The 25,825-nt window shown below is 45.9% G+C and carries 17 protein-coding genes and 1 tRNA gene; 16 read left to right on the plus strand and 2 right to left on the minus strand.

Annotated features, from left to right (window positions below):
* Positions 1 to 23 precede the first annotated feature (23 nt).
* A complete protein-coding gene (locus MKX46_RS22945) occupies positions 24 to 464 on the minus strand; it encodes a GNAT family N-acetyltransferase (protein WP_029516474.1) in 441 nt (146 codons plus the stop codon).
* 613 nt (positions 465 to 1,077) lie between these two features.
* Here MKX46_RS22945 and ilvB point away from each other — a divergent pair.
* The 15 genes from ilvB to MKX46_RS23020 all read left to right on the plus strand — a co-directional run bounded on the left by ilvB (position 1,078) and on the right by MKX46_RS23020 (position 22,776).
* A complete protein-coding gene (gene ilvB, locus MKX46_RS22950) occupies positions 1,078 to 2,823 on the plus strand; it encodes a biosynthetic-type acetolactate synthase large subunit (RefSeq protein WP_029516475.1) in 1,746 nt (581 codons plus the stop codon).
* Between the two features lies 1 nt (position 2,824).
* Positions 2,825 to 3,310 (plus strand): acetolactate synthase small subunit, encoded by a 486-nt coding sequence (ilvN, locus tag MKX46_RS22955; protein ID WP_023987760.1) that lies wholly within the window; start codon positions 2,825 to 2,827, stop codon positions 3,308 to 3,310.
* Between the two features lie 163 nt (positions 3,311 to 3,473).
* Positions 3,474 to 4,466, plus strand: a complete 993-nt coding sequence (gene ilvC / locus MKX46_RS22960) for a ketol-acid reductoisomerase (protein WP_013309387.1) — start codon at positions 3,474 to 3,476, stop codon at positions 4,464 to 4,466.
* Positions 4,467 to 4,590: 124 nt separating this feature from the next.
* Positions 4,591 to 6,132, plus strand: a complete 1,542-nt coding sequence (locus tag MKX46_RS22965) for a 2-isopropylmalate synthase (protein ID WP_069012849.1) — start codon at positions 4,591 to 4,593, stop codon at positions 6,130 to 6,132.
* Between the two features lie 203 nt (positions 6,133 to 6,335).
* Complete coding sequence (gene leuB / locus MKX46_RS22970; protein ID WP_029516477.1) at positions 6,336 to 7,412, plus strand: 3-isopropylmalate dehydrogenase; 1,077 nt, start codon at positions 6,336 to 6,338, stop codon at positions 7,410 to 7,412.
* A gap of 323 nt (positions 7,413 to 7,735) precedes the next feature.
* Positions 7,736 to 8,275: a peroxiredoxin gene (locus MKX46_RS22975; protein WP_023987763.1), complete on the plus strand. Its 540-nt coding sequence runs from the start codon at positions 7,736 to 7,738 to the stop codon at positions 8,273 to 8,275.
* A gap of 263 nt (positions 8,276 to 8,538) precedes the next feature.
* Positions 8,539 to 8,955 (plus strand): hypothetical protein, encoded by a 417-nt coding sequence (locus tag MKX46_RS22980; RefSeq protein ID WP_029516478.1) that lies wholly within the window; start codon positions 8,539 to 8,541, stop codon positions 8,953 to 8,955.
* 337 nt (positions 8,956 to 9,292) lie between these two features.
* A complete protein-coding gene (locus MKX46_RS22985; protein ID WP_039269745.1) occupies positions 9,293 to 10,396 on the plus strand; it encodes an ATP-binding protein in 1,104 nt (367 codons plus the stop codon).
* A 341-nt stretch (positions 10,397 to 10,737) separates the two neighbouring features.
* Positions 10,738 to 12,879 carry a bifunctional diguanylate cyclase/phosphodiesterase gene (locus MKX46_RS22990; protein WP_029516479.1) on the plus strand — a complete coding sequence of 714 codons (2,142 nt, stop codon included), beginning with the start codon at positions 10,738 to 10,740 and terminating at the stop codon, positions 12,877 to 12,879.
* Positions 12,880 to 12,986: 107 nt separating this feature from the next.
* A tRNA-Gly gene (locus tag MKX46_RS22995) sits at positions 12,987 to 13,057 on the plus strand.
* Between the two features lie 269 nt (positions 13,058 to 13,326).
* Positions 13,327 to 14,367, plus strand: coding sequence for a polysaccharide lyase family 1 protein (locus MKX46_RS23000; protein WP_341071830.1), 1,041 nt, complete (start codon positions 13,327 to 13,329; stop codon positions 14,365 to 14,367).
* A gap of 365 nt (positions 14,368 to 14,732) precedes the next feature.
* Positions 14,733 to 16,583 (plus strand): ribosomal protection-like ABC-F family protein, encoded by a 1,851-nt coding sequence (gene abc-f, locus MKX46_RS23005; RefSeq protein ID WP_341071926.1) that lies wholly within the window; start codon positions 14,733 to 14,735, stop codon positions 16,581 to 16,583.
* Between the two features lie 451 nt (positions 16,584 to 17,034).
* Positions 17,035 to 18,066 (plus strand): phenylalanine--tRNA ligase subunit alpha, encoded by a 1,032-nt coding sequence (gene pheS / locus MKX46_RS23010; protein ID WP_273041806.1) that lies wholly within the window; start codon positions 17,035 to 17,037, stop codon positions 18,064 to 18,066.
* Positions 18,067 to 18,094: 28 nt separating this feature from the next.
* Positions 18,095 to 20,542, plus strand: a complete 2,448-nt coding sequence (gene pheT / locus MKX46_RS23015) for a phenylalanine--tRNA ligase subunit beta (RefSeq protein WP_341071831.1) — start codon at positions 18,095 to 18,097, stop codon at positions 20,540 to 20,542.
* 209 nt (positions 20,543 to 20,751) lie between these two features.
* Complete coding sequence (locus MKX46_RS23020; RefSeq protein WP_029516483.1) at positions 20,752 to 22,776, plus strand: cell division protein ZapA; 2,025 nt, start codon at positions 20,752 to 20,754, stop codon at positions 22,774 to 22,776.
* A 151-nt stretch (positions 22,777 to 22,927) separates the two neighbouring features.
* Here the strand turns inward: MKX46_RS23020 and MKX46_RS23025 are convergent, their stop codons facing one another.
* Entirely contained in the window at positions 22,928 to 23,287 is a 360-nt protein-coding gene (locus MKX46_RS23025) for a phage holin family protein (protein WP_029516484.1), read from the minus strand.
* A gap of 149 nt (positions 23,288 to 23,436) precedes the next feature.
* Between MKX46_RS23025 and MKX46_RS23030 the strand changes: the two genes are divergently transcribed.
* A complete protein-coding gene (locus MKX46_RS23030; RefSeq protein ID WP_029516485.1) occupies positions 23,437 to 25,806 on the plus strand; it encodes an endonuclease MutS2 in 2,370 nt (789 codons plus the stop codon).
* Positions 25,807 to 25,825: the final 19 nt, after the last annotated feature.

Consider the following 25,825-nt stretch of genomic DNA (forward strand, 5'->3'; position numbering starts at 1 on the left):
CCTGAGCCCGAAAAAGATACTTATTACAGTAACTTTTCGAGTTCGTGGCATCGGCTCAGAGCTACGTATCGCAGCATTTGATATTGATGACGCAGATAAAAGTGGATCCCCCTGATATTGTCTTCATCCACCATCACTTTAGCCCGCTTGCAGCGACGCAGTCGTCCGTAGTGTTCGGCATGCTCAAGCAGTTTTTTTCCGTATCGCATACCTTGATGAGCCGAAGAGATTGCGATCAAATCAATGTATAATAGTTCGCCATGCAGCATAACATGAATGAAGCCAACAACCTGTGCATTATCCGGTCTGCAAGCTACAAAAGTGATGCCCCGGTTTAAGCGCCGGGGTAATTCTTTGCGTATTTGTTCCATTTCTTGGGCACTTAAATGCGATAGGGGGACAAGCTCTTGCTCGATTAGACGAAAGATGATGTTGTCATCTTGAGAGCTGCGTTTTCGAATCATAAACGGGCCTCCTTTTCTACCCTTTTAACAAGATAAGACGTGGCTTTGGAGGAGTGTACTGTCTCACCGTGTGGTCTTTTTTATAATATGCGGGTACCTCTTACAAGCGTGCGACTCGGAGGTGCTTCAGAAAAGAAACATAAATTTTTATGAAATATGGGTATTGACTATCCCAGATGGGAGACATATAATGTGTCTAAACATTTGAAAGAATGACATGAACTCAACGGCAATGAAGAGGACGAAGTGATTAGGGCTCTTTTGTTCAGAGAGTGAGGCATTAGCTGCAAGCTTCACCAAAATCCCTTTTTAACGAGCTCACCTTGGAGCTGTTTTCCTGAAAAGTATTTGGGCCCGATGACATTAACGGTGCGCTGAATCACCTATTAGGGAAAATCGTACGGTCTACGTTACAGACGCCAGATATGGAGATCCTTTGTGATTTCTGTACCTGCCAAGGTTCGATATTGCGAAATATCGGGCAAACACGGGTGGTACCACGGAAGCTACAGCCTTTCGTCCCTCAGTAACAGCAAGTCTGTTCTAGGGATGAAAGGTTTTTTTGTTTTTACAAATGTCAGATGTATGTAAATTTTGTAAAGGAGGATGACCAATGAGTGCACAAATTCCTGAAGTTAGGTCAACCAATGAATTACGTGAAAAGTGGATGAAGCCTGAAGTGATTACAGGTTCGGAAATTTTACTCCGTAGCCTGTTGCTGGAGGGAGTAGATTGTGTCTTCGGATATCCTGGTGGTGCAGTGTTATATATCTATGATGCCATGTATGGCTTTAAGGATTTCAAGCATGTCCTCACTCGTCACGAACAAGGAGCTATTCATGCGGCAGATGGTTATGCACGGGCGAGCGGTAAAGTGGGCGTCTGTATTGCGACTTCCGGACCTGGAGCGACAAACCTGGTAACTGGTATTGCGACGGCTTTTATGGATTCGGTGCCGTTGGTGGTCATCACGGGTAACGTTGTATCTTCCCTGATCGGTACGGATGCTTTCCAGGAAGCCGATATTACGGGAATTACAATGCCGATTACGAAACATAGCTATCTGGTAAGAGATGTAGAGGATCTACCGCGAATCATCCATGAGGCATTTCATATTGCCAACACAGGGCGCAAGGGACCGGTACTGATTGATATTCCCAAGGATATTTCTGCAGCCCAGACGTTGTTTGTCCCACAAACGGAACCTGTGACCATGCGGGGTTATAACCCGAAAGTGTTGCCCAACAAAATTCAACTAGACAAGCTAACTCAAGCTATTTCCGAAGCAGAACGTCCATTCATTCTGGCAGGTGGAGGAGTTGTATACTCCGGTGGACATGAAGCACTTTACGAGTTTGTTCGTAAAACGGAAATTCCTATCACGACAACATTGCTCGGATTGGGTGGTTTCCCAAGTGGACATGAACTGTGGACGGGGATGCCGGGGATGCATGGAACATACACCTCCAATCAGGCGATTCAACAGTCTGATCTGTTGATCTGTATCGGAGCCCGCTTCGATGATCGGGTAACAGGCAAGTTGGATGGGTTTGCTCCTCAAGCTAAAATCGTCCACATTGATATCGACCCTGCTGAAATCGGAAAAAATGTTGCAGCGGATATTCCTATCGTGGGTGACGTGAAGGCAGTGCTGGAATTGCTGAATCAGGATGTGAAACGTGCGGACCTGGCAGATGCATGGAGAGCGCAAATTCAGCATTGGAAGAATGAGAAACCTTATTCTTATAAGGATTCTGAAACGGTGCTTAAACCACAATGGGTTGTTGAGTTGTTGGATGAAACGACCAAGGGTGGTGCAATCGTAACGACAGACGTGGGACAGCATCAAATGTGGGCAGCGCAGTATTACAAATTCAATCAGCCACGCTCATGGGTCACCTCTGGTGGACTCGGTACGATGGGATTTGGTTTCCCTTCTGCAATCGGTGCTCAAATGGCCAATCCCGACAGATTGGTAATATCGATTAACGGGGACGGCGGTATGCAGATGTGTTCGCAGGAATTAGCCATCTGTGCAATCAATAACATTCCGGTTAAAATCGTAATTATCAACAACCAGGTGCTTGGAATGGTTCGCCAATGGCAGGAATTGATCTATAACAATCGGTATAGTCACATTGACCTGGCGGGAAGTCCGGATTTTGTGAAACTTGCCGAAGCATACGGTGTCAAAGGGCTGCGTGCTACGAATAAGGAAGAGGCACGTCGGGCTTGGCAGGAGGCGCTTGATACACCCGGACCGGTCGTTGTCGAGTTTGTAGTCAGCAAGGAAGAGAACGTATATCCAATGGTGACGCAAGGTTCGACAATTGATCAAATGCTGATGGGGGACGAGTAAAATGACAACAAAAAATACCATTGCTGTACTGGTAAATGATCAACCCGGCGTTTTGCAACGTGTGTCCGGCCTGTTCGGTCGCCGCGGCTTTAACATTGAGAGCATAACTGTGGGACAATCGGAAGAAGTTGGATTATCCCGTATGGTCATTGTGACTGTAGGGGATGAGAACAACCTAGAGCAGATTGAAAAGCAGCTTTACAAGCTGGTTGATGTGATCAAGGTCATCGATCTCAGTTCCAAACCAATGGTAGCCCGGGAATTGGCGATGATAAAGGTAAAGGCAGAACCGCCTCAACGGCCAGAGATTATGGGCGTGGTAGAAACATTCAGAGCAGCTGTAATTGATGTTGGAACGACGAGTTTGATTGTACAGGTCATTGGCGATACAGAAAAAATTGATGCCATGATCGAGTTGTTGAAGCCTTACGGTATTCGGGAGTTGACTCGAACCGGGGTTACAGCTATGATACGTGGCAATGCTTAATATGGAGCTTTAACGAATTACCGCTTATAGCGCATTACATCAATAAAGAACCGCCCGCATAAGAGCGGGGACTCGAAGAGATTTTTAGATGCTAATCACGAGGGAAAGTCTCTTGGAGTACCCGCTCATTATGAAGGGTCCAATTAAAAGGAGGAAATTAACCATGGCAGTTACAACGTACTACGAAAAAGATGCAGAACTCAGCGTATTGAAAGGAAAGACAGTGGCCGTTATTGGTTACGGTAGCCAAGGGCATGCTCAAGCACAAAACTTGCGTGACAGTGGTGTGAATGTTGTTATTGGTTTGCGTGAAGGCAAATCGGCTGATGTCGCAAGAAACGACGGTTTTGAAGTTCTGAACGTAGCTGATGCAACAAGCCGTGCAGATGTGGTTCAAATTTTGTTACCTGATGAAACTCAAGCTTCTGTGTACAAAAATGAAATTGAACCTAACCTGAAAAAAGGCGCAGCTCTTTTGTTCTCCCATGGTTTTAACGTTCATTTTGGACAAATCGTAGCTCCTAAAGATAGCGATGTATTGCTGGTTGCTCCAAAATCCCCAGGACATATGGTACGTCGTACTTATGTAGAAGGGTTTGGAGTACCGGGGCTGATCGCAATTGAGCAGGACGCAACGGGTCAGGCCAAAGAAATCGGACTTGCTTACGCAAAAGGCATTGGCTGTACACGTGCGGGCGTAATTGAAACCTCCTTCCGTGAAGAAACGGAGACGGATCTGTTCGGTGAGCAGGCGGTATTGTGTGGCGGCGTGAGCGCACTTGTAAAAGCGGGCTTTGAAACATTGACTGAAGCAGGTTATGCTCCTGAGATGGCATACTTTGAATGTTTGCATGAGCTTAAGCTGATCGTTGACTTGATGTATGAAGGTGGATTGGCAACGATGCGTGATTCCATCAGTAATACAGCGGAATATGGCGATTATGTAACTGGACCACGTGTGGTAACGGAAGATACGAAGAAAGCCATGAAGGATGTGTTGACTGACATTCAACAAGGTAAATTTGCTCGTGACTTCATCCTTGAAAATCAATCTGGACGTGCATTCCTGACGGCTACTCGTCGTAATGAAGCTAACCATCCGATTGAAGTGGTGGGCGGACAATTGCGTGAAATGATGCATTGGATCAAAAAGTAATAATCTTTTGTACTATGAATTCGACTACATGCATTATTTATAAATATTAATTACAATGCGGCCCTGCTTATTGCGTGAGCCGCATTGTAATTTAAGGGTCCTAATCCTGAGGAGGTGCGTTAGGTTGCGCAAAATATATATATTTGACACAACGTTGAGAGACGGAGAACAGTCACCTGGCGTGAACTTGAATACTCGTGAAAAAGTGGAGATCGCTCATCAGTTGGAGAAGCTGGGAATTGATCGTATGGAGGCTGGGTTCCCGGCTGCTTCTCCGGGTGATCTGGCAGCTGTTAATGCAGTAGCAAAAGCTGTAAAAAATTCGACGGTGATTGGTCTTTCGCGTGCAAGGGAACAGGATATTGATGCAGTTCGCGAGGCACTCAAGGGAGCTCAGGACCCGTGTATCCATATTTTTTTGGCAACCTCTCCTATTCACCGTCAACATAAGCTGCGGATGGAGAAGGCACAGGTTTTGGAAACTGCTCGTGCTGCCATACGCTATGGGTTGAAATATTTGCCTAAAGTGGAGTTTTCCTTGGAAGATGCAGGCCGTACAGAGCTTGATTTTGTGGTTGAAATGGTCACCATGGCTGTACAAGAAGGAGCTTCTGTCGTCAATATTCCAGATACGGTAGGTTACTTGACACCCTATGAGTATGGAAATATATTCAAACATATTAAGGAAAATGTAATCGATGTGGAGAAGATTCAATTGAGTGCACATTGCCACAATGACCTGGGAATGGCTACTGCTAATACACTTGCTGCCATCCTGAATGGCGCGGATCAGATCGAGGGAACCATTAACGGTATCGGTGAACGTGCTGGAAACACGGCCATTGAGGAAATCGCCATGGCACTGGAGACGAGACAGGAATTTTTCCAGGCCAAAACGTCTCTTCAATTGTCTGAAATTGCGCGCACGAGCCGTTTGGTTAGCCGTTTGACGGGGATGGTAGTGCCGGGCAACAAGGCAATTGTTGGAGCCAACGCTTTTGCGCACGAATCAGGTATTCATCAAGACGGCATGCTGAAAGAGAAAACGACTTATGAAATCATGACACCAGAAAGTATCGGTCTAAAAGAAAGCAAGCTGGTACTTGGTAAGCACTCAGGTCGTCATGCTTTCCGTGAGCGTTTGATCGAGTTGGGCTACGAATTGAACGAAGAAGATCTGAATCGCGCTTTTGGGCAGTTCAAGGATTTGGCTGATAAGAAAAAGGAAGTTTCGGACGATGATATTTTGGCATTGCTGGAAGAAAAATTGGCTGATGCACCTGAAGTCTTCAAGCTGGAAACGATTTTTGTTACCTACGGGAATAAGGCTACGCCTTCCGCACAAGTGCGTCTGGTTAACGATGAAGATCAGGTTATTGAGACAGAAGCTGAAGGAAATGGTTCAGTCGATGCGATCTATAATGCGATTGATCAAGCCAGCGGTGAGAGCGTTGTACTTTCAGATTACTCCATCAAGTCTGTTACCCATGGTAAGGACGCTCTGGGTGAAGTCCATGTAGTGCTGACGCAAAACGAACTGTCTGTACAGGGACGCGGGGTAAGCACCGATATTCTGGAAGCAAGTGCTCGGGCTTACGTGGATGCGCTGAATGGTTTAATCGACAAGCGTAAAAACTACAGTAATCGCGTAGATTATAAATCTTAGTTTTTATGCAGACTTAAGAGTTGGGTTTACAGGGTCGGGTTTTTCCGGTCCTGTTTTCTTTTTTTCTGATGAAAAAACCAGCTTATAGGCTGTGCCTATTGAATTGATAGATTCTATATCTTGGTCAAAGCCCTGCCATATATGTTACAAAGAAGGTATGAAAAATACGGTTGTATGGCTGTATAACAAGAGGAGTGTACGTGATGGCAGACGTTAAAAAGATTGCGGTAATAGCGGGAGATGGAATTGGACCTGAAGTGGTCGCAGAGGCAGAGAAAATTTTGAAACGTACGGAAGAAGTATTCGGCTTTTCATTTGAAACGGAGCATGCGCTGTTCGGCGGGATTGCCATTGATAAGAAGGGCACACCATTACCGGAAGAAACACTGGCAGTATGTCAGTCTGCAGATGCTGTTCTGCTGGGTGCGGTAGGAGGGCCACAATGGGATAACAATCCAAAGGAACTTCGTCCTGAAACCGGGCTGCTGGGCATTCGCAAAGAGCTCGGTCTGTTTTCGAATCTTCGTCCTGCTGTCGTCTTTGACTGTCTCAAGGACGCGTCTACATTGAAACCGGAAGTGTTGGAAGGAACGGACCTGATCGTGGTGCGCGAACTGACGGGCGGCATTTATTTCGGCGAGAAGTTCAGACGAGAAAGTCCTCAGGGTGAGGAAGCAGTTGATACTTGCGCATATAATGTAACAGAAGTAGAGCGTATCGTGCGCCAATCTTTCGAAATTGCACAAAAACGTCGCAAAAAACTTGCATCGGTGGATAAGGCTAATGTACTGGAAACTTCCCGTTTATGGCGTGAAGTAGTGAACCGGGTTGCTGTAGACTACCCGGATGTCGAGCTGGAGCATGTATTGGTTGATAACTGCGCCATGCAATTGCTGCGTCGTCCATCTAGCTTCGACGTCATCGTGACGGAAAATATGTTTGGTGACATTCTCAGTGACGAAGCGGCTATGCTGACTGGATCCATCGGCATGCTCTCCTCCGCATCACTGGGAGAAGGCAGCTTCGGCCTATACGAGCCGGTACATGGCTCGGCGCCTGACATTGCAGGTCAAGGCCTGGCGAATCCCATTGCAACGATTTTGTCCGTTGCTTTGATGTTCCGTCTTACCTTCGGGTACGAGAAAGCAGCAGATGCCATTGAGAAAGCCGTAGCTGAGGTACTGGATGCAGGGCACCGTACGGCGGATATTGCGGTGGATAAATCTCAAGCAATCTCGACAACTCAAATGGGTGATCTGATCGCTGCAGCTATTCGCTAAAAGCTCCGTAAATGCACCCGTTCTGAAAAAAAGCTTCCTATTATATAGTAAGGTTATACAGTCTAGCTTTTTGGCAAATGTTTAGCACAGTAGCTCCTGAGCAATCAGGAGCTATTTGTATATTCAAAGGTTCAAAATGTGAATAAAATGTGAATTTTTAAGCTAGTTTAAAATAATTATAAAAAAGTAATGGTTACAATATTGACTTTGATTTCAGCGAATGATAACATTTATCAAGTAAGTTGTTGTTTATTACAATACAGATGATTGAGGAAAGCACATGTGGTGTTTTTCTTACATATTTTAAAGGAGGATTTCATATTATGGCAGAAAGATTGGTAGGAAGACCCGCCCCTGATTTTGCATTGGAAACAGTGACTGGAGACGGTCAAGAATTTGGTTCGGTGAAGCTTTCCGATTACCGTGGCAAGTGGCTCGTATTTTTCTTCTATCCACTGGATTTCACTTTTGTGTGCCCTACGGAAATTACAGCATTGAGCGATGCTGCTGACCAATTCAAAGAGCTGGATACTGAAATTCTGGGTATCAGTGTAGACTCCGTGCACAGTCACAAAGCATGGATCAACACAGCTAAAGAAAACAACGGTCTAGGCAAACTGAACTTCCCATTGGCTTCTGACATCACGAAAAAAACAGCAAGCGATTATGGCGTTCTGATCGAAGAAGAAGGCGTTGCATTGCGCGGCTTGTTCATCATTGATCCAGAAGGCGAATTGAAATATCAAGTGGTTAACCACAACGATGTAGGTCGCAGTGTAGAAGAAACATTGCGTGTACTGCAAGCTTTGCAATCCGGTGGCTTGTGCCCAATGAACTGGAAACCAGGCGATCAAAATCTGTAATATAAGCTTCACAAGTTGAAATTAATTAAACAAACAAGCCCCCAACTAGCGGTTACTCTACCGTTATTGGGGGCTTGCTTGCCTGCTCTGTGCAGCGGAAAATGTGAGGACAGCCTGTTTAATGAGGCAACGCAGAGTGAGGTAACAAATAATTATGGAAATGTTGTTGTGTTCTGGAGGAATTTTGCCTGACGAAAGCGAATAAGGTATTGTAGAAGATAAGCAAGGCAGAACAGGTTTTGTTCAGAGGAGGCTGAGCCCGGATGAGTTATTGCTGTGGAGCAAGCATGGTAGGAACCAAGGGAACGCTGAAGCATTACCGCACCCAAGTTCATAATGTTCCTTTGCTGTTTTGCCCGGTATGTCGTCGCATTGAAGTTCATTATAAAGTCGAAAATGAGTATGAAATCTTGGCTGAATATGCACATGGAGATGGGGCAAGCGAGATTGATTTTCAGGATTATGTCATGGAAGACGATGATACGATATTTGAAAATTGTGTGAATCGTGAAAGTGAAGATGCGTTTGAAATTGTGAAGCGTCAAATTGACATATCCCTGGATTTATTGATGGTAGCCAAACAGATGAATGATGAAAAATGGCAGGGAGAGCTTAAGAGAAGACTGGCCGTTATGAGCCAAAGACGATCCCGGCTTCAACATAATAAGAGCGGCAGTTGACATCCTACACACCAAAGAAGCTCTCAATTCTGGAGAGCTTCTTTGGTGTGTAGGGCGCTTGTTCCTAACTTCATTTTTCATTTTGGTAATGTTGCGCAGATATTATGACGAAAGAAAACAGGATAAAAATTTGGATTCGACACTTTTTCCGATTGACTGCGATCCTTAATCTTGTCTATCATAAAATAAGACTGGAATTGGAAAGAGATGGTCGGATTTCTGTGTAACTGTTTTCTACACCATTGAAGGGTAGTCGATAGATGCCTTTCTTTTCTTCAAGATTATTACGCGTCCGATACGGCCAGTTTGTCATTCCGAAACAAGGGGGAAGCCTGGCATGATCAGTGAATTCCAAGAAGCCTTGCTTGATACCGTGGGAGCTTGTCCTTCCACACAGATCGCCAATAACAAGTATGAAAATGTGCTGGAGAACCTGGATAGTGGTATCATGCTGTTTGACAGTGACGGGGTACTGACCTTTATTAACGTGCAAATGGCGAAATTGCTGGAGCTACCACGGAGTTCGCTAGCAGGTCGCAATTTGATGCAAATTTTGCATCATCCTGAGTTAAGCCGGTTTAAGAAGAAGAAAATCATGCGGATTTATAAAGAAACTATCTTTCATAGAAAGCGCTATCATGAGTTAATTGATGAGTATGGTCGGCATTGGTTGATAACAGTAACCTATGGTGATCAGATGGATGGCGATTTTTTGTTTAGCGTCAAGGATGTGTCGGATTATAAGCAGATTGAGCAGACAGCATATCAAAACGATAAGCTGGCGATGCTGGGACGCATCTCGGCCTCTATTGCTCATGAAATTCGTAACCCGCTTACCGCAATCCGGGGCTTTATTCAATTGCTTCGACCGCATTTGGTGGAGTTGGGCAGGGATGAGTATGCCCGCATTATATTAACAGAAATTGATCGTGCGAACGACATTATTTATGAGTTCTTAAATTCGTCCAAGCCTTCGGCTCCGCAAAAAACGGCTGTATCTGTGATGGGGCTGCTGAAAGAAGTAGTGATGCTGACAGAAAGCGAAGCATTGATGAAGGGTTGCCAGATTGCATTGGACGAAAATGATGAGCTCATGAAGGTTTCCATTGATGTGAAGCAGATTAAGCAGGTTATTCTCAATATGATTAAAAATGCAATGGATGCCATTGAAAGCATGGGTGGGGAACGAGAGGGCTGCATCGATATTCATACAGTGCTTGAGGGCAATTATGTCCACATTTGTATTGAAGATAACGGATTAGGTATGGATCACAATACATTGACGCGTTTATTTGATCCTTTTTTTACAACAAAAGAAAGTGGAACCGGGTTGGGATTGGCTGTGAGCTATCGAATTATCAAAAATCACGGAGGTTTCATACATGTAGACAGTAAACATGGAAGTGGCACACAATTCAAAATCACGCTTCCTGTAGTTTAATATGGGGAGGTTTTCGCAGAGGGGTCCTGTACATACTATTTCTTTTATGTTGTGCAGCGTTGGGGTATAGGTATCACCTTTTTGGAAAAGGTTATCTGAAGCGCATAATCTGACAAGATGATGCGCTTTTTTGGTGCTGTAAGCTCGGTTATTTGCGTAAATGCGAAAATGAATTCATGAATTTAAGACAAAAAAATGATTCACCTTTCACAGATTAAATGCTATTATATACCAGAATACAACATTATTTTTGATACTATAGACTTAAACAACGGCTTCCAAAGCTGTCAAACGTCTTAGATGATCGGAATCTCCGATATGCAGGGGGCTGAAGAGGCTGAATGAGTATACGGCTGGAAGTAAAAAAAACGATAGGTATCGGCATTGCTGCGATAGTTTTGTTTGTCTTGGTTCAGTTATTTCACGTAACTTTGAATAAGATATACTCCCATAATGTTTTTTTCTTGTTATATCCGATCATAGGGTTTGCCTGTGCTGCGATTTGTTTTTCTATTTTTTATCAATCCTGGTCCGTTTTACTGGAACAGTTATCCTTGCAGAGACTTCTTATTGCCCCGACGTTTTTGGTGGCTGGTCTGCTTTACCTTGTTCATATTGTTTCGTTTAGTTTCGTAAGCCTGACGGACTTTGCTTTGTCTCCGGGCATTTCGTTATGGCTGCTGTTTGTAAATCGTGCCTTTACTTCTGTCTTGCTCTTATGTGTTTGTTTCCTCCCGTTTAGCAAGACGAAGTCTGAATACAAGACAGTGGCTTTGTGGGCAGGGATAGGCTGCACTTTGCTGATTCTAGGAGTTATTAAGATATTTGGTGCAGGCTTACCGGATCTACGTATACGATACGAAATAGGCAACCTGGGCTGGACGTTAAATCTGGCTGTCATGTTACTACTTGTGTTCACTTTTATTTTCGGGGTGCGAAAATATTGGAAAGTCCGCCCGGCGGAGTTGGGCATGTTGCTTATGGTTCGTGGAATTGGACTGTGTGTTGTGAGTCAGTTGTTCTATTTATTTTCTGAGCAAATGAGCGATATTAATCACCTATTGGGACTTTTGACCAACGCGATAGCATTCTATAACATGTTGAGCGGGCTGGTCCGGTTGATGGTTCTGGTTCCTTATCGTGAAAAGCAGGCAGCAGAATCTGAGTTTAATCACATTGCTTATAATGATGATATAACAGGACTCCCCAATCGTCGCCGCCTTTCCCAACGTTTAGATAAAATATTGCGCAAATCATTGAAATCGGATGAGACAGTAGCACTTTTAGTTCTAAATATTGATCGTTTCAAGGCGATTAATGATTCGCTTGGACATATGGCAGGAAATTATTTGCTGTATGCAGTAGGCGAACGCTTGGGGCATTTTAGCCATGAAGGGGAAGCTGTCTTTAGCATGGGCGGAGATGAATTTGCCTTTCTTCTAACGGGATACGAAGATACAGATGCTATGAGAAGTCGTATTGATGATATGGTGAAGCTGTTCGATCTGCCTTTCGATATTGATGGTGAGTCTTATCATGTGACGGTGAGCGTTGGTATAGCTTTGTACCCGTTGGATGCGAATCAGAGTGAACAGCTTATTCAGCAGGCGGATACGGCTGTACATAGTGCTAAAGAGCAGGGAGTGAATTTTCAGCGGTATGCTAGTTCGATGCAGATGCGAGCGCATGAAAGACTCCAGCTGGAAAATGATCTGCGGCGAGCGCTTGAAAATGAGGAATTTTCATTGGTGTATCAACCTCGTGTCCACCTGCAAAGTGGCGAGCTAACGAGTTTGGAGGCGCTGGTGCGTTGGAATCATCCTCATCGTGGGATGGTGATGCCAGGCGATTTTATTCCGGTGGCTGAAGAAAGTGGTTTAATTGTGCCCTTGGGGGAATGGGTGTTACGGGAGGCCTGTCTGCAAAATAAGCATTGGCAGGAGCTTGGGTACCCACCAATCCCGATTTCGGTCAATTTATCCATGCGCCAATTTCAGCAAAAAAAGCTGGTGGATGTAATTCGGGGCATTTTGACCTATACGGAACTTGAAGCACGCTATCTAGAGCTGGAGATTACCGAGAGTATGACCTTTGATAAGGATCGAGCCTTTGAACAGTTAAAAAAAATAAAGGCTATTGGTGTCGCAATCAGTATTGATGATTTTGGAACTGGCTATAGCTCATTGCATTATTTGAAGAATCTCCCGATTGATCGTCTAAAAATTGATCGTTCCTTTGTAAATGAGGTACTGGTCGACAGCAAAAATGCAGCAATTGTATCTACTATTGCCTCCATGGCTCACCATTTGAAGCTGAAGGTTACGGCTGAAGGGGTAGAAAATGAGGAGCAGCTTCATTTTTTGCAGGCACAAGATTGTCATGAGGGTCAGGGGTATTACTTTAGTCGCCCCATTCCGGCAGAAATCTTTGAAAAATTGTTTTTACGTGAACCTATGAATTGGCTGGCTCAGGATAGTATGTAGTATGCTTGCATTTTGCTGAAAGGTAAGTTATACTAAATAACATCCTGATTCAGCTGGTTGACGATAGGTTAAGCGTGCCATACATAAGAATCGAGATATTATAAAATGCGGGTGTAGTTCAATGGTAGAACTTCAGCCTTCCAAGCTGATAGCGTGGGTTCGATTCCCATCACCCGCTTACTATTTTAAGAAGTTCGAAACCCTTGTGACGCAAGGGTTTTTGTTTTGTTTGGAGTAGATAAATACATTATAGCCGGGGTGCCAATGGGGTATCACGGCTTTTTGCGTTCTTACGAACTATTTTTACATTGCCACACAAAATAAAATATAAAACATTTAGCTTATATGCTATAAATAAACAGATAAAAAGAACTATTTACCATTTACTAAAAAATAAGTATAGTCGCATTGTTGGGATTTAACTTAAAAAAGGATGGTGTAGCTGCAATGAGGAAAATTTCTTTTCTGTTTTTAGCATTAACTTTGGTGCTGCTTACTTTCCCTGCAAGTTCTACGTTCGCCGCTGCTGATTTTCCGAATACGTCGACGAATGGAATGACTGGTTTTGCCGGACAGGCTAAAAGTGAAAATGGAGCTACTAAGCCTGTCACAACAGGGGGAAAAGGCGGTCAGATTATCTATATCAATAATCTAAACGATTTGAAAAACCAGTTAGGGGATTCAACTCCTAAAATTCTGGTCATCGAAAAAAATATCTCTGCCTCCTCTAAAACCGTGGTCAACATTGGTACTAACAAATCGCTCATTGGTTCTTATGCGCAAAACAAACTGGTTAACATTCATTTGAAAACAACAAATAATTCGGGAAATGTGATCTTTCAAAATTTAACTTTTGAGCACAGTGCCAACATTAACGGTAACGATGACATCCAACTTTATCTTACTGCGGGCACAAATTATTGGATTGATCATGTTACGTTTGCAGGTCACAGTTATAATGCAAATGGCTCGGATCTGGACAAACTTTTGTACATAGGCCAATCGGCTGATTATGTAACCATTAGTAACTCCAAATTTGCTAATCATAAATATGGTCTCATTTTGGGATATCCTGATGATGGCAATAAAAATTATGATGGCATGCCCCATATCACGATCGCTAATAATTATTTTGAAAACTTACTTGTACGTGGTCCAGGACTCATGAGATATGGATATTTCCATGTTAAAAATAATTATATTAATAATTTTCAGCTTGCTTATACCATTGCTACGAATGCAAGAATCTATTCTGAGTACAACTACTTTGGAAAAGGTAATGAAAAGGGCGGTATTCTTGATGATAAAGGCAATGGCGAGTTTAAAGATGTAGGGAGTTTTCCCACCATCAACAATCAAAAATCGCGTGTAACCAACTGGAATCCAAGCAAGAACTATAGCTATCAAGTTCAGACTCCTGAATATACTAAAGAGTTTGTAACGAAATATGCAGGCTCGTCGAATACAACTTTGGTATTTGGAAAATAACGAGGGTTATTTGCAAATGTGTTGTGATCTGCTATACTAACCGCAAGTAATTATCCCATGAAAAGGAAGGTAACCATACGTCCGATGAAGTAAGCACACTGATTTTCCCACTTAACTGCACAGTTACTGGCAGGCGGCTGTAAGCTGCAACGGGAGAAGTGTGTCTGAAAATGAATGTAGGGACGTATGCGTTTATTCCGGAACGGGATTTGGCTTATTCGTTTACGGTGTTATTTTTCATAAGCGTATGTTCTGAAACGATTCATAACAGTCATTCTATATTCCTTGTATGCAAGCCGCAGCCTTCTGCGGCTTTTTTTATTGCTTCCGGGGTCAAAAAACCGGGCTGGGAAAGGATGATCGGTATGAGAACGATTTTGCGTATTCGCAATGTAGTAAAGGATTGGAACGGGACATCTTTATTTGAGAATGTGTCGTTGGATGTGATGGAAGGAGAACGGCTCGCACTGTTTGGAAGAAATGGAGCAGGTAAAACGACGTTATTGCGAATATTGCTGGGAGATGAAGTGCCAACCTCTGGTCAAGTAGAGCATGATTTGCCACTGGAAGAGCGGGGCTGGCTGAAGCAGCAGGATACGGTGGATTGGTCTCGAACCGCACTGGAGGCCGCACAGCAGGCCAGCCCTCGGCATTGGCTCCTCAAGCAAGCGTTGGGACAGCTGGAAGCTGACCTAGCCGATGCTGGGAAGGATATGGAGCATCATCTGGAGCGTTACGGCGAGCTGATGGATGAATACGAACACCTGCAAGGCTTTGCCTGGGAGTCTGAGGTGGAAAAGGCGCTCACTCGAATGGGAATGCCTGCCCAGACGTGGTCCATTGCTTATGGTGACCTGAGTGGCGGACAGAAGACGAGAGTGCGGTTAGCCGGACTGATGGTCAGGCAGCCGAAGCTGCTGGTGCTGGATGAGCCGACCAACCATTTGGATGCCGAAAGCTTGCTTTGGCTGGAGCAGTGGCTGTCCACGTATCCGGGAACGCTGCTGTTTGTATCGCATGACAGAGCCTTTTTGGATCGAGTGGCTACGAGTATAGTTGAGCTTGCATCAACGGGTATTGGGCGCTATAAAGGCGGCTATAAGGAATATAAAGCGCAAAAGGAGCGGGAACTGCGAGAGCAGGAAGCCAGCTATCGAAAGCAGGAGCTGGCGAAACAGGCACTGGAGGAAACGATTCGAAATTACAGGGAATGGTTTCACCAGGCACATCGTAGCGCATCCAAAGTCGAAGTGGCTATTACACAGAGCTTCTATAAGGCCAAGGCTAAAAAAAATATCTCCCGTTATCATGCGAAAGAAAAAGAACTGGAGCGACTGGAGGCTAACAGGGTAGAACAACCACGTGAAGCTCCGTCTTTGCACATGAAATTAAGTGACAGCGGGTTTCAGGCAAAATATTTGCTGCGTGCTGAGCAGGTTGACTTTAGCTACGACGACCGTATCATTGTGAAAAATCTAAATCTGATCGTTGCACGTGGAGACCGTCTGGCTGTTCGGGGGCCCAATGGAATTGGTAAAACCACACTGCTTCGGTTATTAACAGGTCAACTGGAGCCGCAGACAGGAAAAATCACAGCCAACCCACAGTTGAACATCGGATATTTTTCACAGGAGCTGGAGCAGCTCCCAGAGGATCAAACGTTGCTGGACAGTCTGCTTGCGCTTCCGACGATGACGCAAACAGAAGCGAGAACAGTGTTGGGCTGCTTTCTTTTTGCGAAAGAGGACGTGTTTAAAAGGATCGGGACACTTAGTATGGGAGAAAAATGCAGGGTAGCTTTTCTGCGTCTGTACTTTAGTGGAGCCAATCTGCTGGTGCTGGATGAACCGACGAATTATTTTGACATTGAAACCCGTGAAATTGTAGAGGATTCTTTGCGTAACTATGATGGAGCACTGGTGCTCGTCTCACATGATCGGGAGCTGGTGAGGAGCACGGCAACTCGGTTACTCGATATGAAGCCGGGGGGCAGATATGAAATCTATGAGGGGACAGCCGACGAAAAGAAAGAAGATGAACGGAGCCGTCAACGGGAGCCAGAAGACCAGGAGCGGCGTGAGGAACGTCTTCGATTACAATTGCGTCTTACAGAGTTGATGGGAATGACAGGCACGAATGACGAAAATGAAAAGTTGTTGAGCGAAATCAGGCGCATTCGTGCAAATCTGGAGCGGTTGGATGATCTCGATATCTAAAGGGTTGAAACGTATGCCCTGCTTGCCAAAGCGCGGTAGTTTGCATATAATAATGAACAATAGTTCGAATTTTTGAAAATGTCTTGATGGAGAAGAGTAGACAGTGTCCGATTGAACAGGGAGGAAGCGTCGTAGGATTGAGAGCGTTTCTGCAAATACTGGGCTGTTGAAGTTCGCTCCGGAGCAGTTCCTTGAACCTCAGGCGCCATGTGAATGGCGAATGTGCAAGTAGGGGATACCGGTTCACGACCGTTATAACGTGCAGAGCGAGACGATGATGCATAGCATGAACAATCACCTGTAACTATGTTGCCGTAAGGCAAAACGCCGGGTGAGCTAAGCTTATTGTCTAACGAGGGTGGTACCACGGTCTTTTCGTCCCTTACCGGGAGGAAAGACCTTTTTTTGTTGTCTGAAAAGCTGGATATGAAGAAAGGGGACTGAACAGGCGATGAGCGAAACCATCCAAATGAAGGAACATTTGCTGGCCTTGAAGGAAGAAGCACTGGAAGTATTGGAGAAGGTGGCAACACCTAAGGAGCTGGCTGATCTACGGGTCAAATACTCGGGAAAAAAGGGCGCATTGACTGAAATTTTGCGCGGTATGGGCAAGCTGAGCGCGGAAGAGCGTCCGGTTGTTGGACAGGTAGCCAATGAGGTGCGGGAGGCGATTGAAGAAGTCGTTAACCGTAAGCAAGACGAGTTCACGAAAGCGGAAACGAATGAGCGTCTGCAAGCGGAAAAGATCGATGTTACGCTACCTGGACGCACACTGCCGCAAGGCGGACTGCACCCACTCAACAAAGTGATTGAGCAAATCGAGGATATTTTTACAGGCATGGGATATCGAGTGGCTGAGGGTCCACAGGCTGAGACGGATTATTATAACTTCGAAGCATTGAACCTGCCTAAAAATCACCCCGCACGCGATATGCAGGATTCATTTTACCTGACTGAGGATCTGTTGATGCGTACCCATACGTCACCAGTTCAGATTCGCGCGATGGAAGCGATGAAGGGCGAAACACCTATTAAGGTTATCTGTCCGGGTACGGTTTTCCGACGTGATGATGACGATGCAACACATTCTTTTCAATTCCACCAGATTGAAGGGCTTGTCATTGGAAAAGACATTCGCATGAGTGATTTGAAAGGAACCTTACTTCAATTTGCACGCGAAATGTTCGGAGAATCGACCGAAATCCGTTTGCGCCCAAGCTTCTTTCCGTTCACAGAGCCGAGTGCTGAAGTAGACGTAACTTTTGTGAAGAAAAATGGCGAACGCGTGTGGATTGAAATTTTGGGCTGTGGCATGGTCCATCCGAAAGTGCTAGAGATGGGCGGTTTTGATCCCGAGGTGTACAGCGGCTTTGCATTCGGTATGGGTGTAGAGCGGATTGCTATATTGAAATACGGTATCGATGATATTCGTCATTTTTATAACAGTGACCTGTCGTTCCTGAAACAGTTTGCGCGTCAATAAACAACTATATCAAGGGAAGTGAACCCATATGAAAGTATCATTCGAGTGGCTGTCCGAGTATGTATCGCTGGATCAGGTAAGCGCGGAGGATCTGGCAGAGAAAATCACCCGTTCGGGCGTAGAAATTGATGAGGTCGAGCAGCGCAATCAAGGGATTACTGGCGTCGTTGTCGGCTATGTTAAAAGCAAGGAAAAGCATCCAGATGCTGATAAGCTGAATGTATGTATTGTCGATGCAGGTCAGGAGGAAGATCTGCAAATCGTGTGCGGTGCCAAAAACGTGGATGCAGGTCAAAAGGTTCCTGTTGCAGTTGTAGGTGCAAAGCTGCCGGGAGATTTCCACATTAAAAAGGCCAAGCTGCGTGGTGTAGTATCCATGGGTATGATCTGCTCGGCCAAAGAACTGGGCATGAATGACAAGCTGCTTCCAAAGGAATTGCAAGAAGGTATTTTGGTGCTGCCTGAGGATGCTGAAATTGGTATGCCAATTACGAAGCTGCTGGCGCTGGATGATCAGGTGCTGGATTTTGATCTGACACCCAATCGTTCGGATTGCCTGAGCATGCACGGAGCAGCATATGAAGTGAGTGCGATTCTGGGACGTGATATTTCTCTGGCTGATCCGGCTAAGGATCTGGTGGAAATTAGCGATGCAGCGGCAGATCATCTGTCTGTGAAGGTAGATACTCCTGAACTGTGTACGCACTACGCGGCCCGTTATATTACAGGTGTAAAAGTGGGGGCTTCCCCATTATGGATTCAAAACCGTCTGATGGCGGCAGGTGTTCGTCCGATCAACAACATCGTAGATATTACGAACTACGTCATGCTGGAATACGGTCAGCCGTTGCATGCTTTTGATGCGGATAAGCTGGAAAATGGAAATATTGAAGTTCGACTCGCTCGTGCAGGCGAAACATTGATTACACTTGATGATCAGGAGCGTAAGCTGGAGCCGCATATGCTGCTGATTACAGACGGTGTGAAACCAATAGCATTGGCAGGCGTGATGGGTGGAGCCAACTCCGAGGTTACGGATGCGACGGTCAGCATTGCGCTGGAATCTGCGAAGTTTGACGGCGGTACAGTTCGCAAAACGTCTCGTCAACTTGGACTGCGTTCAGAAGCAAGTCTGCGTTTTGAAAAAGAGGTTGATCCAGGCGCTGTTGTGCCTGCTGTGAATCGTGCAGCTGCGCTGATTCAGCGTTATGCAGGAGGCACTGTACACCAGGGCATCGTAGAATCTGCGTCTGCAAAAGCTGAAAACCGCATTATCAAGCTGTCGCTAGATAAAATAAACCGATATTTGGGAACCGAACTGTCGCTGCTTGAGGTGAAAACGATTTTCGGTAGACTTCATTTCGGATGTGGCGACGCAGAGCAAGGGGTACTGGAAGTTCAAGTTCCTACACGCCGTGGAGATATCACCATTGACGTGGACTTAATCGAAGAGGTTGCTCGTCTGTATGGTTACGACAATATCCCGACCACGCCGATTGAAGGTCCTACAACTCCGGGAGCTTTGACAGCATCACAATCATTGCGCCGCTCCCTGCGCAGATTGCTGGCTCATGGTGGCTGGCAGGAGACGATCAGCTACTCTTTTGTACATCCGCAAAGTACGGGGTTATTTAATGCCCTGACAGAAGGCAGCCATCCGGTACGTTTGGCTATGCCTATGAGCGAAGACCGTAGTGTTTTGCGTACGAGTATCATTCCGCAGATGCTGGATACAGCGGTGTATAACATGAACCGGAAGCAAGACAATCTGGCGATTTTCGAGATGGGAACAGTATTTTATACAGAGGAACAAACATTAACCCGCCAGCCGCAGGAAATTCAAGTGCTGAGTCTGTTGTTGACTGGGGTACGCCGTGAAAAACAATGGAATATTGGTGCTGAAAAGGTTGATTTCTTTGATATTAAAGGCGCGCTTGAAACGGTGTTTGACTATTTCGGATTGAGTGCCAGCATTCGTTATGTCGCTGACCAACCGCAAAGCTACCACCCGGGCCGTTCCGCTTCGGTATGGCTGGATGTGAATGGAAGCTCTCAACGGATCGGTACCCTTGGGCAGATTCATCCGGAGCTCCAACAATCTTATGGGCTGAACGATACGTATGTTGCAGAAATTGCGTTGCAACAGGTCATTGAACACGCAAACTCTCATATTCAGTTCAGAGAGCTGGCTCGCTTCCCATCCGTGGAACGTGACATTGCCCTCGTGGTCAATAAAGACGTTGAGGCAGGCGAACTGCTTCGTGTTATTCACGCTGCAGGCGGAGAGCTGTTGCAGGATGCACGAGTGTTTGATGTATTTACAGGCAGTAAGCTTGGTGAAGATAAGAAGAGCGTAGCTATCTCTCTGACCTATCGTCACTGGGAACATACGTTGACGGATGAAGAGATCAATGCGGCGCATACTCCTGTCGTTACGTCTCTGGAACAAACTTTTGGAGCGGAATTGAGAAAGTAGCAGGAAATGCGGGAAGCCGTATCGAATCTTAGTGACAGAGGTTCGATACGGCTTTTTGGCCTATCATCATAGAAGCTCTCTTACTCTGATAATTACCCGCTGCGGGGAAGCCGGACTAATAAGGTTGAACGCTTCACGGAAGGCGGGTTACCATAGTACCGGACACACCTTAGAATCAACATACAGTAGTATTGAAGGAGGGCATAATTGTGACTACACCAGATCGTACTCGCGTCACTGTAGAGATCTACGGTACTTCTTATAAACTCGTCGGCAGCAATACCGATTATATGAAGCAGGTTGCCAATTACGTGGATGAGCGTATGCACAGCATTTCTCAAGCTCATTCGCGTCTGGATATGCCCCGAATTGCCGTGCTGGCTGCGGTTCATATGGCAGAAGAAGCTGTACAAATCCAGGAAATTCAGAGTCATATGAACCGCTTAGCAGCGGAACGAGCAGAGCTCCGGGGAGATCTGGCGCAACTCCAGACAGCTCTAGGGGAACAACAGCAGAAAAATACAGATATGCATCAATCTCTTATTCAACTGAAGGAAGAAAAGGAAGCAACGCAGAAGAAGCTGATGGAAACCGAATCTGTATCAGCCAAGGAGATCGCCCAATTGAGGGCAAAGCTGGAACAGCAGGAGAAAAAAGCGGCTGAACTTGAAAATGGACAAAAACAAGCTAAACGTGAATTGGAGGAGTCCCGTCAAGAAGCTTCTCGCAAGCTGAAAGAGCAGCAGGAGGCGGCCAATGCGCGTATCCGGCAGATAGAAGAGCAGATGAAGAAGGAAGTATTTGAAGCGGCTAAACAGACTGAAGCCAAGCTGTCAGCTGCAGAGAAGACTCATCAGGAGCAAAAGCGCACAGAACTGGACAAGCTGCGATCTGCTTTGCAGCAAGAGCATAGCAAGAAGGTAAGCGAATGGCAAACTAAGTGCTCCGGACTGAATGAGCAGCTGGAGCAGGAACGTAAACAGGCTGAATTGGCGTTGAATGAAGAAAAGCTCCAGCATCAAGAAGCACAGAAACGAGCTGATGAAGCTGCACTGGAGCAGGAGATTCGGGTCGAGGAGCTTCAGGAACAATTAGAACAAGTACAGGCAGGCAGTACAGAGCTTTCTTCTCGTCTGGGAGAGGCTCAAGAGCAAGCAAGAGTACTGAAGGAACAACAGTCCGAGCTGGAGTCTGTGCTGGAAACACAGCGACAGGCTGCGATAGAGCGAGAGCAGGCAGATACGCTTGCACGTGAAGAATTGCAAAGTCGATATGATCAATTAGAAGCTGAAGCCAAGGCTAAGCAGCAGCAGACGGCTAAGCTGGAGGAAGAACAGCGGCGGATGCAGAAGCTGTTGGAGCAAGCTCACGTATCTTCTCGTAAGCTGCAAAGTGAGCTGGCTACGCTAGCTGAAAGCGAGAAGTCATGGAAGAAGCTTGCAGAAGAACGCCAGGTGGCAGTTGATGAGCTGGAGCTCTCCTTGCTGGAAGCACGTGAACAGAAGGAAGAAATACAAGAGCAATTACAGCACGCAGCGGCTGAGCTCGAAGCTATTAATGATAAATTTGCTTCACAACAGCAACGGCTAGTTCAACTCGAAGCGAGAATCAAGGAGCTTTCACCTGAGCTGATTCGCGTTCAGGATGAGCTTGAGAAAGCCAAAGTCCGAGAGCAAGAGGGAACTAAGGCGTATCAATCGCTTCAGGAGCAATATGGAAGCATGAAGAGCCGAGCTGGACAGCTGGAGCAAAATATCAAGCAGCTCCAGCAGGAAAATCGAGAACGGCGGAGTGAACTGGAACGTGCTGAGGAAGAATCCCTGGAATGGCAGCTTAAATACGATCAGTTGAAGGCTGAAGCGGAACGTTTGGAAGCTGAAGATGCTGCCCGTAAGGAAGAATTTGCTTCTTGGGAGCGGGAAATAGCGGTAACGGTTCAACAAAAGGAACAGCTTCAGGAGGAAATTCGTTTGGCTGTTGAAACTGCCAAAACGGCGAAGGCTGAACAGCAGTCCATAGAGCAGGAACGGATGGCCTTGCAGTCTGAATTGGACGAAGTGGGTCAAAAATATGAAATGGCAGCGCATCAGCTTCGTCTGTTGCAAGTACAACAGGACGTAGATCGGGAAAATTCGGAGAAGATTTCTACGGAATTACGTCAATTACAGGAAGAATACACCAAGCTTCAAACTGAGTATAATGAATGGATTGAACTTATCGAACAGGATCAGTAGATACGGATTATACATGTAAGGCAATCCCCGGCTGCTCATTGCCGGGGATTGTTTGTTTATTGTATCCACTCAGAGGTGTAAATGACAAAAAGCTGTCCTTTGGCAGATGAATTCTGCTTCGGGACAGCTTTGCCAGAAGCGATTACTGAAATTAATTCCCGTTTTTCCGACCGGCTTCAAACGGTGTCGATACCGGAATGAACAGGTCGATAATCCCGATAACCAATGCAGCGAGCAATGCGCCCAGAACGGAAACACTGACATGAGCGACGACATATTGAGCGACCCAGATCACCAGAGCGCTCACAAGAAAACCTACGATACCGCGTCCAAATGGGGAGACGCGTCGACCAAACACCGCCTCGACGATATAGCCAATCAAGGCAATGACAATGGCTAGGATCAGCGCGCTCCAAAAGCCGCCTACACTAAATCCGGGAACGATCCAGCTTACGACCATCAGCACCAGAGCGGCAACGATGAAACGTACAATGTGCCCGAGAATGCTCACGGAATAACCTCCTTTGTTTTTTGAATCAGGGTTAGACAAAGGTTAGTGTGTGGCATGAAGAGCTTTCTTATGTGTAAAACAGAGTTGGCAAATAGCGTAAGTTTGCTGCTTTCGGTATAATATAGATATAAGTGAAAGGAGTAGTGAAGTTGGACTCTAAAATTTTCAAAACCCTTGAATATCAAAAAATTCTAAATAAACTAAGTCACTATGCCCAAACGGCAACGGGACAACAGACAGCCCTTCGGCTACAGCCCAGCGATGATTTGGAGCATATCAAGAAAATGCTGAAAGGTACGGATGAGGCCTATGCTGCTGATCGCCTCAAAGGAGTGCCTTCATTTAACGGAGTAGTGGATATCACTCCGGCGGTGAAGCGTGCCCGTATTGGTGGAACATTAAGCCCGCATGAGTTGCTTGGCATTCGGACAACGGTTCAGGCCGCACGCCGTATACAAGTATACGTGACAAGTTTGCATGAAGAAAATCCTGTCGAAACATTGCTGTATTGGAGTGAGCAGCTTTCGGAGCAGAGAAGTTTAGAAAACTCCATCAAAGGCTGTATTGACGAAAATGCAGAAGTGTTGGATTCTGCCAGCACAGAGCTTTCACAAATCCGTCGGGAGCTGCGCTCGGGAGAAGTGCGTATTCGTGAGAAGCTGGATTCCATGATTCGTTCCTCAACTGTATCCAAAATGCTTCAAGATCAGTTGATTACGATTCGTGGAGATCGGTTTGTGATCCCGGTTAAGGCCGAATACCGTTCTTATTTTGGCGGAATTGTTCATGATCAATCCGGGTCAGGTGCAACATTGTTTATCGAGCCTGAATCTATCGTAGCCATGAACAATAAGCTGAGGGAAACAAGGCTGAGAGAAGAGCGTGAAATTGAAGTCATTTTACAAAAGCTGACCGCACTTGTCGCAGAACAAGCGGATATGTTGCTGTATGATGTGGACGTTTTGGGCAATCTTGATTTTATTTTTGCAAAAGCGCGTCTCGCCCGTGAAATGAAGGCAACCTTGCCTTTAATGAATGACCGAGGGTACTTGAAGCTGAAAAAAGGCAGACATCCTCTAATTCCGTTGGAGCAGGTCGTTCCCATAGATGTGGAGCTGGGCAATTCATACACCTCCATTATCGTTACCGGACCGAACACAGGGGGGAAAACCGTTACCCTGAAAACCATTGGCCTGCTTAGTTTGATGGCGATGTCTGGACTGTTTGTACCTGTTGAGGATGAAAGCCAGCTGTGTGTATTTGATGCAATCTATGCTGATATTGGTGACGAGCAGAGCATTGAGCAAAACTTAAGTACATTTTCCAGCCACATGACCAATATCATTAGCATCCTGAAAAATATGACGCCCAAAAGTCTTGTATTGCTTGACGAAGTGGGGGCAGGAACGGACCCCGCGGAAGGTTCGGCTTTGGCTGTGTCCATTTTGGAGCATATACATGCCATGGGTTGCCGTATGGTTGCGACGACTCACTATAGTGAATTGAAGGCGTATGCCTATGAGCGTAAAGGAATTATTAATGCAAGCATGGAGTTTGATGTTGCTACCTTAAGCCCGACTTACCGCCTTCTGGTCGGTGTCCCCGGACGAAGTAACGCATTTGCCATTGCCGAGCGATTGGGATTGCCAGGGCGCATTTTAGACTATGCCCGTGGTGAGGTAACAGAAGAAGACCAGCGCGTTGAGCACATGATTGCGTCACTGGAGCAGAACCGTTTGACAGCTGAGCAAGAACGGGAAAAAGCGGAGCAGTTGCGTAAAGAAATGGAAGCATTGCGTAGCCGTCATCAGATGGAGCTGGATAAGCTGGAGTCCCAACGGGACCGTATGCTGGAAAAAGCTGAGGATGAAGCAAGAGTTCTCGTGGATAAGGCTCGTAGCGAAGCTGAGAAAATCATTACTGATTTGCGTAAATTGGCTCAGGAAGAAGGGGCTTCGGTTAAGGAGCACAAGCTGATTGCAGCTCGCAGAGAACTGGATGAGGCTGAACCGAAGCAACGCAAGAAAAGTACTGTCAAACGCCCGGCCGCTACGCGTACTCGTTCTATCATGGCTGGCGATGAAGTATCCGTTCACAGTCTGAATAAAAAAGGCCACGTGGTTGAACTGTCCGGTACCAAGGAAGCTGTGGTTCAATTGGGGATCATGAAGATGAAGGTCAGTCTGGATGATCTGGAACTACTGCAACCTGCCCAAACAACGACTCCAAGAGTTCAAAAACCAGTCACTGGCGTTAAACGGACACGGGATGATAACGTACGAAGTGAACTTGATCTTCGGGGGGCGAACGTGGAGGAAGCCTTGATGGAAGTGGACCGCTTCATGGATGAAGCGTTTCTGGCCAATCTGGGTCAGGTACACATTATTCATGGCAAAGGTACGGGTATTCTGAGAACCGGTATTCAGGAGTACCTCCGCAAGCATAAACATGTGAAAAGCTACCGTATCGGTAATTACAATGAAGGCGGCACAGGCGTAACCGTTGCTGAATTGGAATAGCTATGGGTTGCCGGCTTTG

Source organism: Paenibacillus sp. FSL P4-0113 (assembly GCF_038009305.1).
In the GTDB taxonomy this organism is placed as follows: Bacteria; Bacillota; Bacilli; order Paenibacillales; family Paenibacillaceae; genus Paenibacillus; species Paenibacillus polymyxa_D.

Coding starts and splice junctions, on each gene's coding strand:
- MKX46_RS22945 (WP_029516474.1), bottom strand. CDS start 464: ATGATTCGAAAACGCAGCTCTCAAGATGACAACATCATCTTTCGTCTA.
- ilvB (WP_029516475.1), top strand. CDS start 1,078: ATGAGTGCACAAATTCCTGAAGTTAGGTCAACCAATGAATTACGTGAA.
- ilvN (WP_023987760.1), top strand. CDS start 2,825: ATGACAACAAAAAATACCATTGCTGTACTGGTAAATGATCAACCCGGC.
- ilvC (WP_013309387.1), top strand. CDS start 3,474: ATGGCAGTTACAACGTACTACGAAAAAGATGCAGAACTCAGCGTATTG.
- leuB (WP_029516477.1), top strand. CDS start 6,336: ATGGCAGACGTTAAAAAGATTGCGGTAATAGCGGGAGATGGAATTGGA.
- MKX46_RS22975 (WP_023987763.1), top strand. CDS start 7,736: ATGGCAGAAAGATTGGTAGGAAGACCCGCCCCTGATTTTGCATTGGAA.
- MKX46_RS22980 (WP_029516478.1), top strand. CDS start 8,539: ATGAGTTATTGCTGTGGAGCAAGCATGGTAGGAACCAAGGGAACGCTG.
- MKX46_RS22985 (WP_039269745.1), top strand. CDS start 9,293: ATGATCAGTGAATTCCAAGAAGCCTTGCTTGATACCGTGGGAGCTTGT.
- MKX46_RS22990 (WP_029516479.1), top strand. CDS start 10,738: ATGAGTATACGGCTGGAAGTAAAAAAAACGATAGGTATCGGCATTGCT.
- MKX46_RS23000 (WP_341071830.1), top strand. CDS start 13,327: ATGAGGAAAATTTCTTTTCTGTTTTTAGCATTAACTTTGGTGCTGCTT.
- abc-f (WP_341071926.1), top strand. CDS start 14,733: ATGAGAACGATTTTGCGTATTCGCAATGTAGTAAAGGATTGGAACGGG.
- pheS (WP_273041806.1), top strand. CDS start 17,035: ATGAGCGAAACCATCCAAATGAAGGAACATTTGCTGGCCTTGAAGGAA.
- pheT (WP_341071831.1), top strand. CDS start 18,095: ATGAAAGTATCATTCGAGTGGCTGTCCGAGTATGTATCGCTGGATCAG.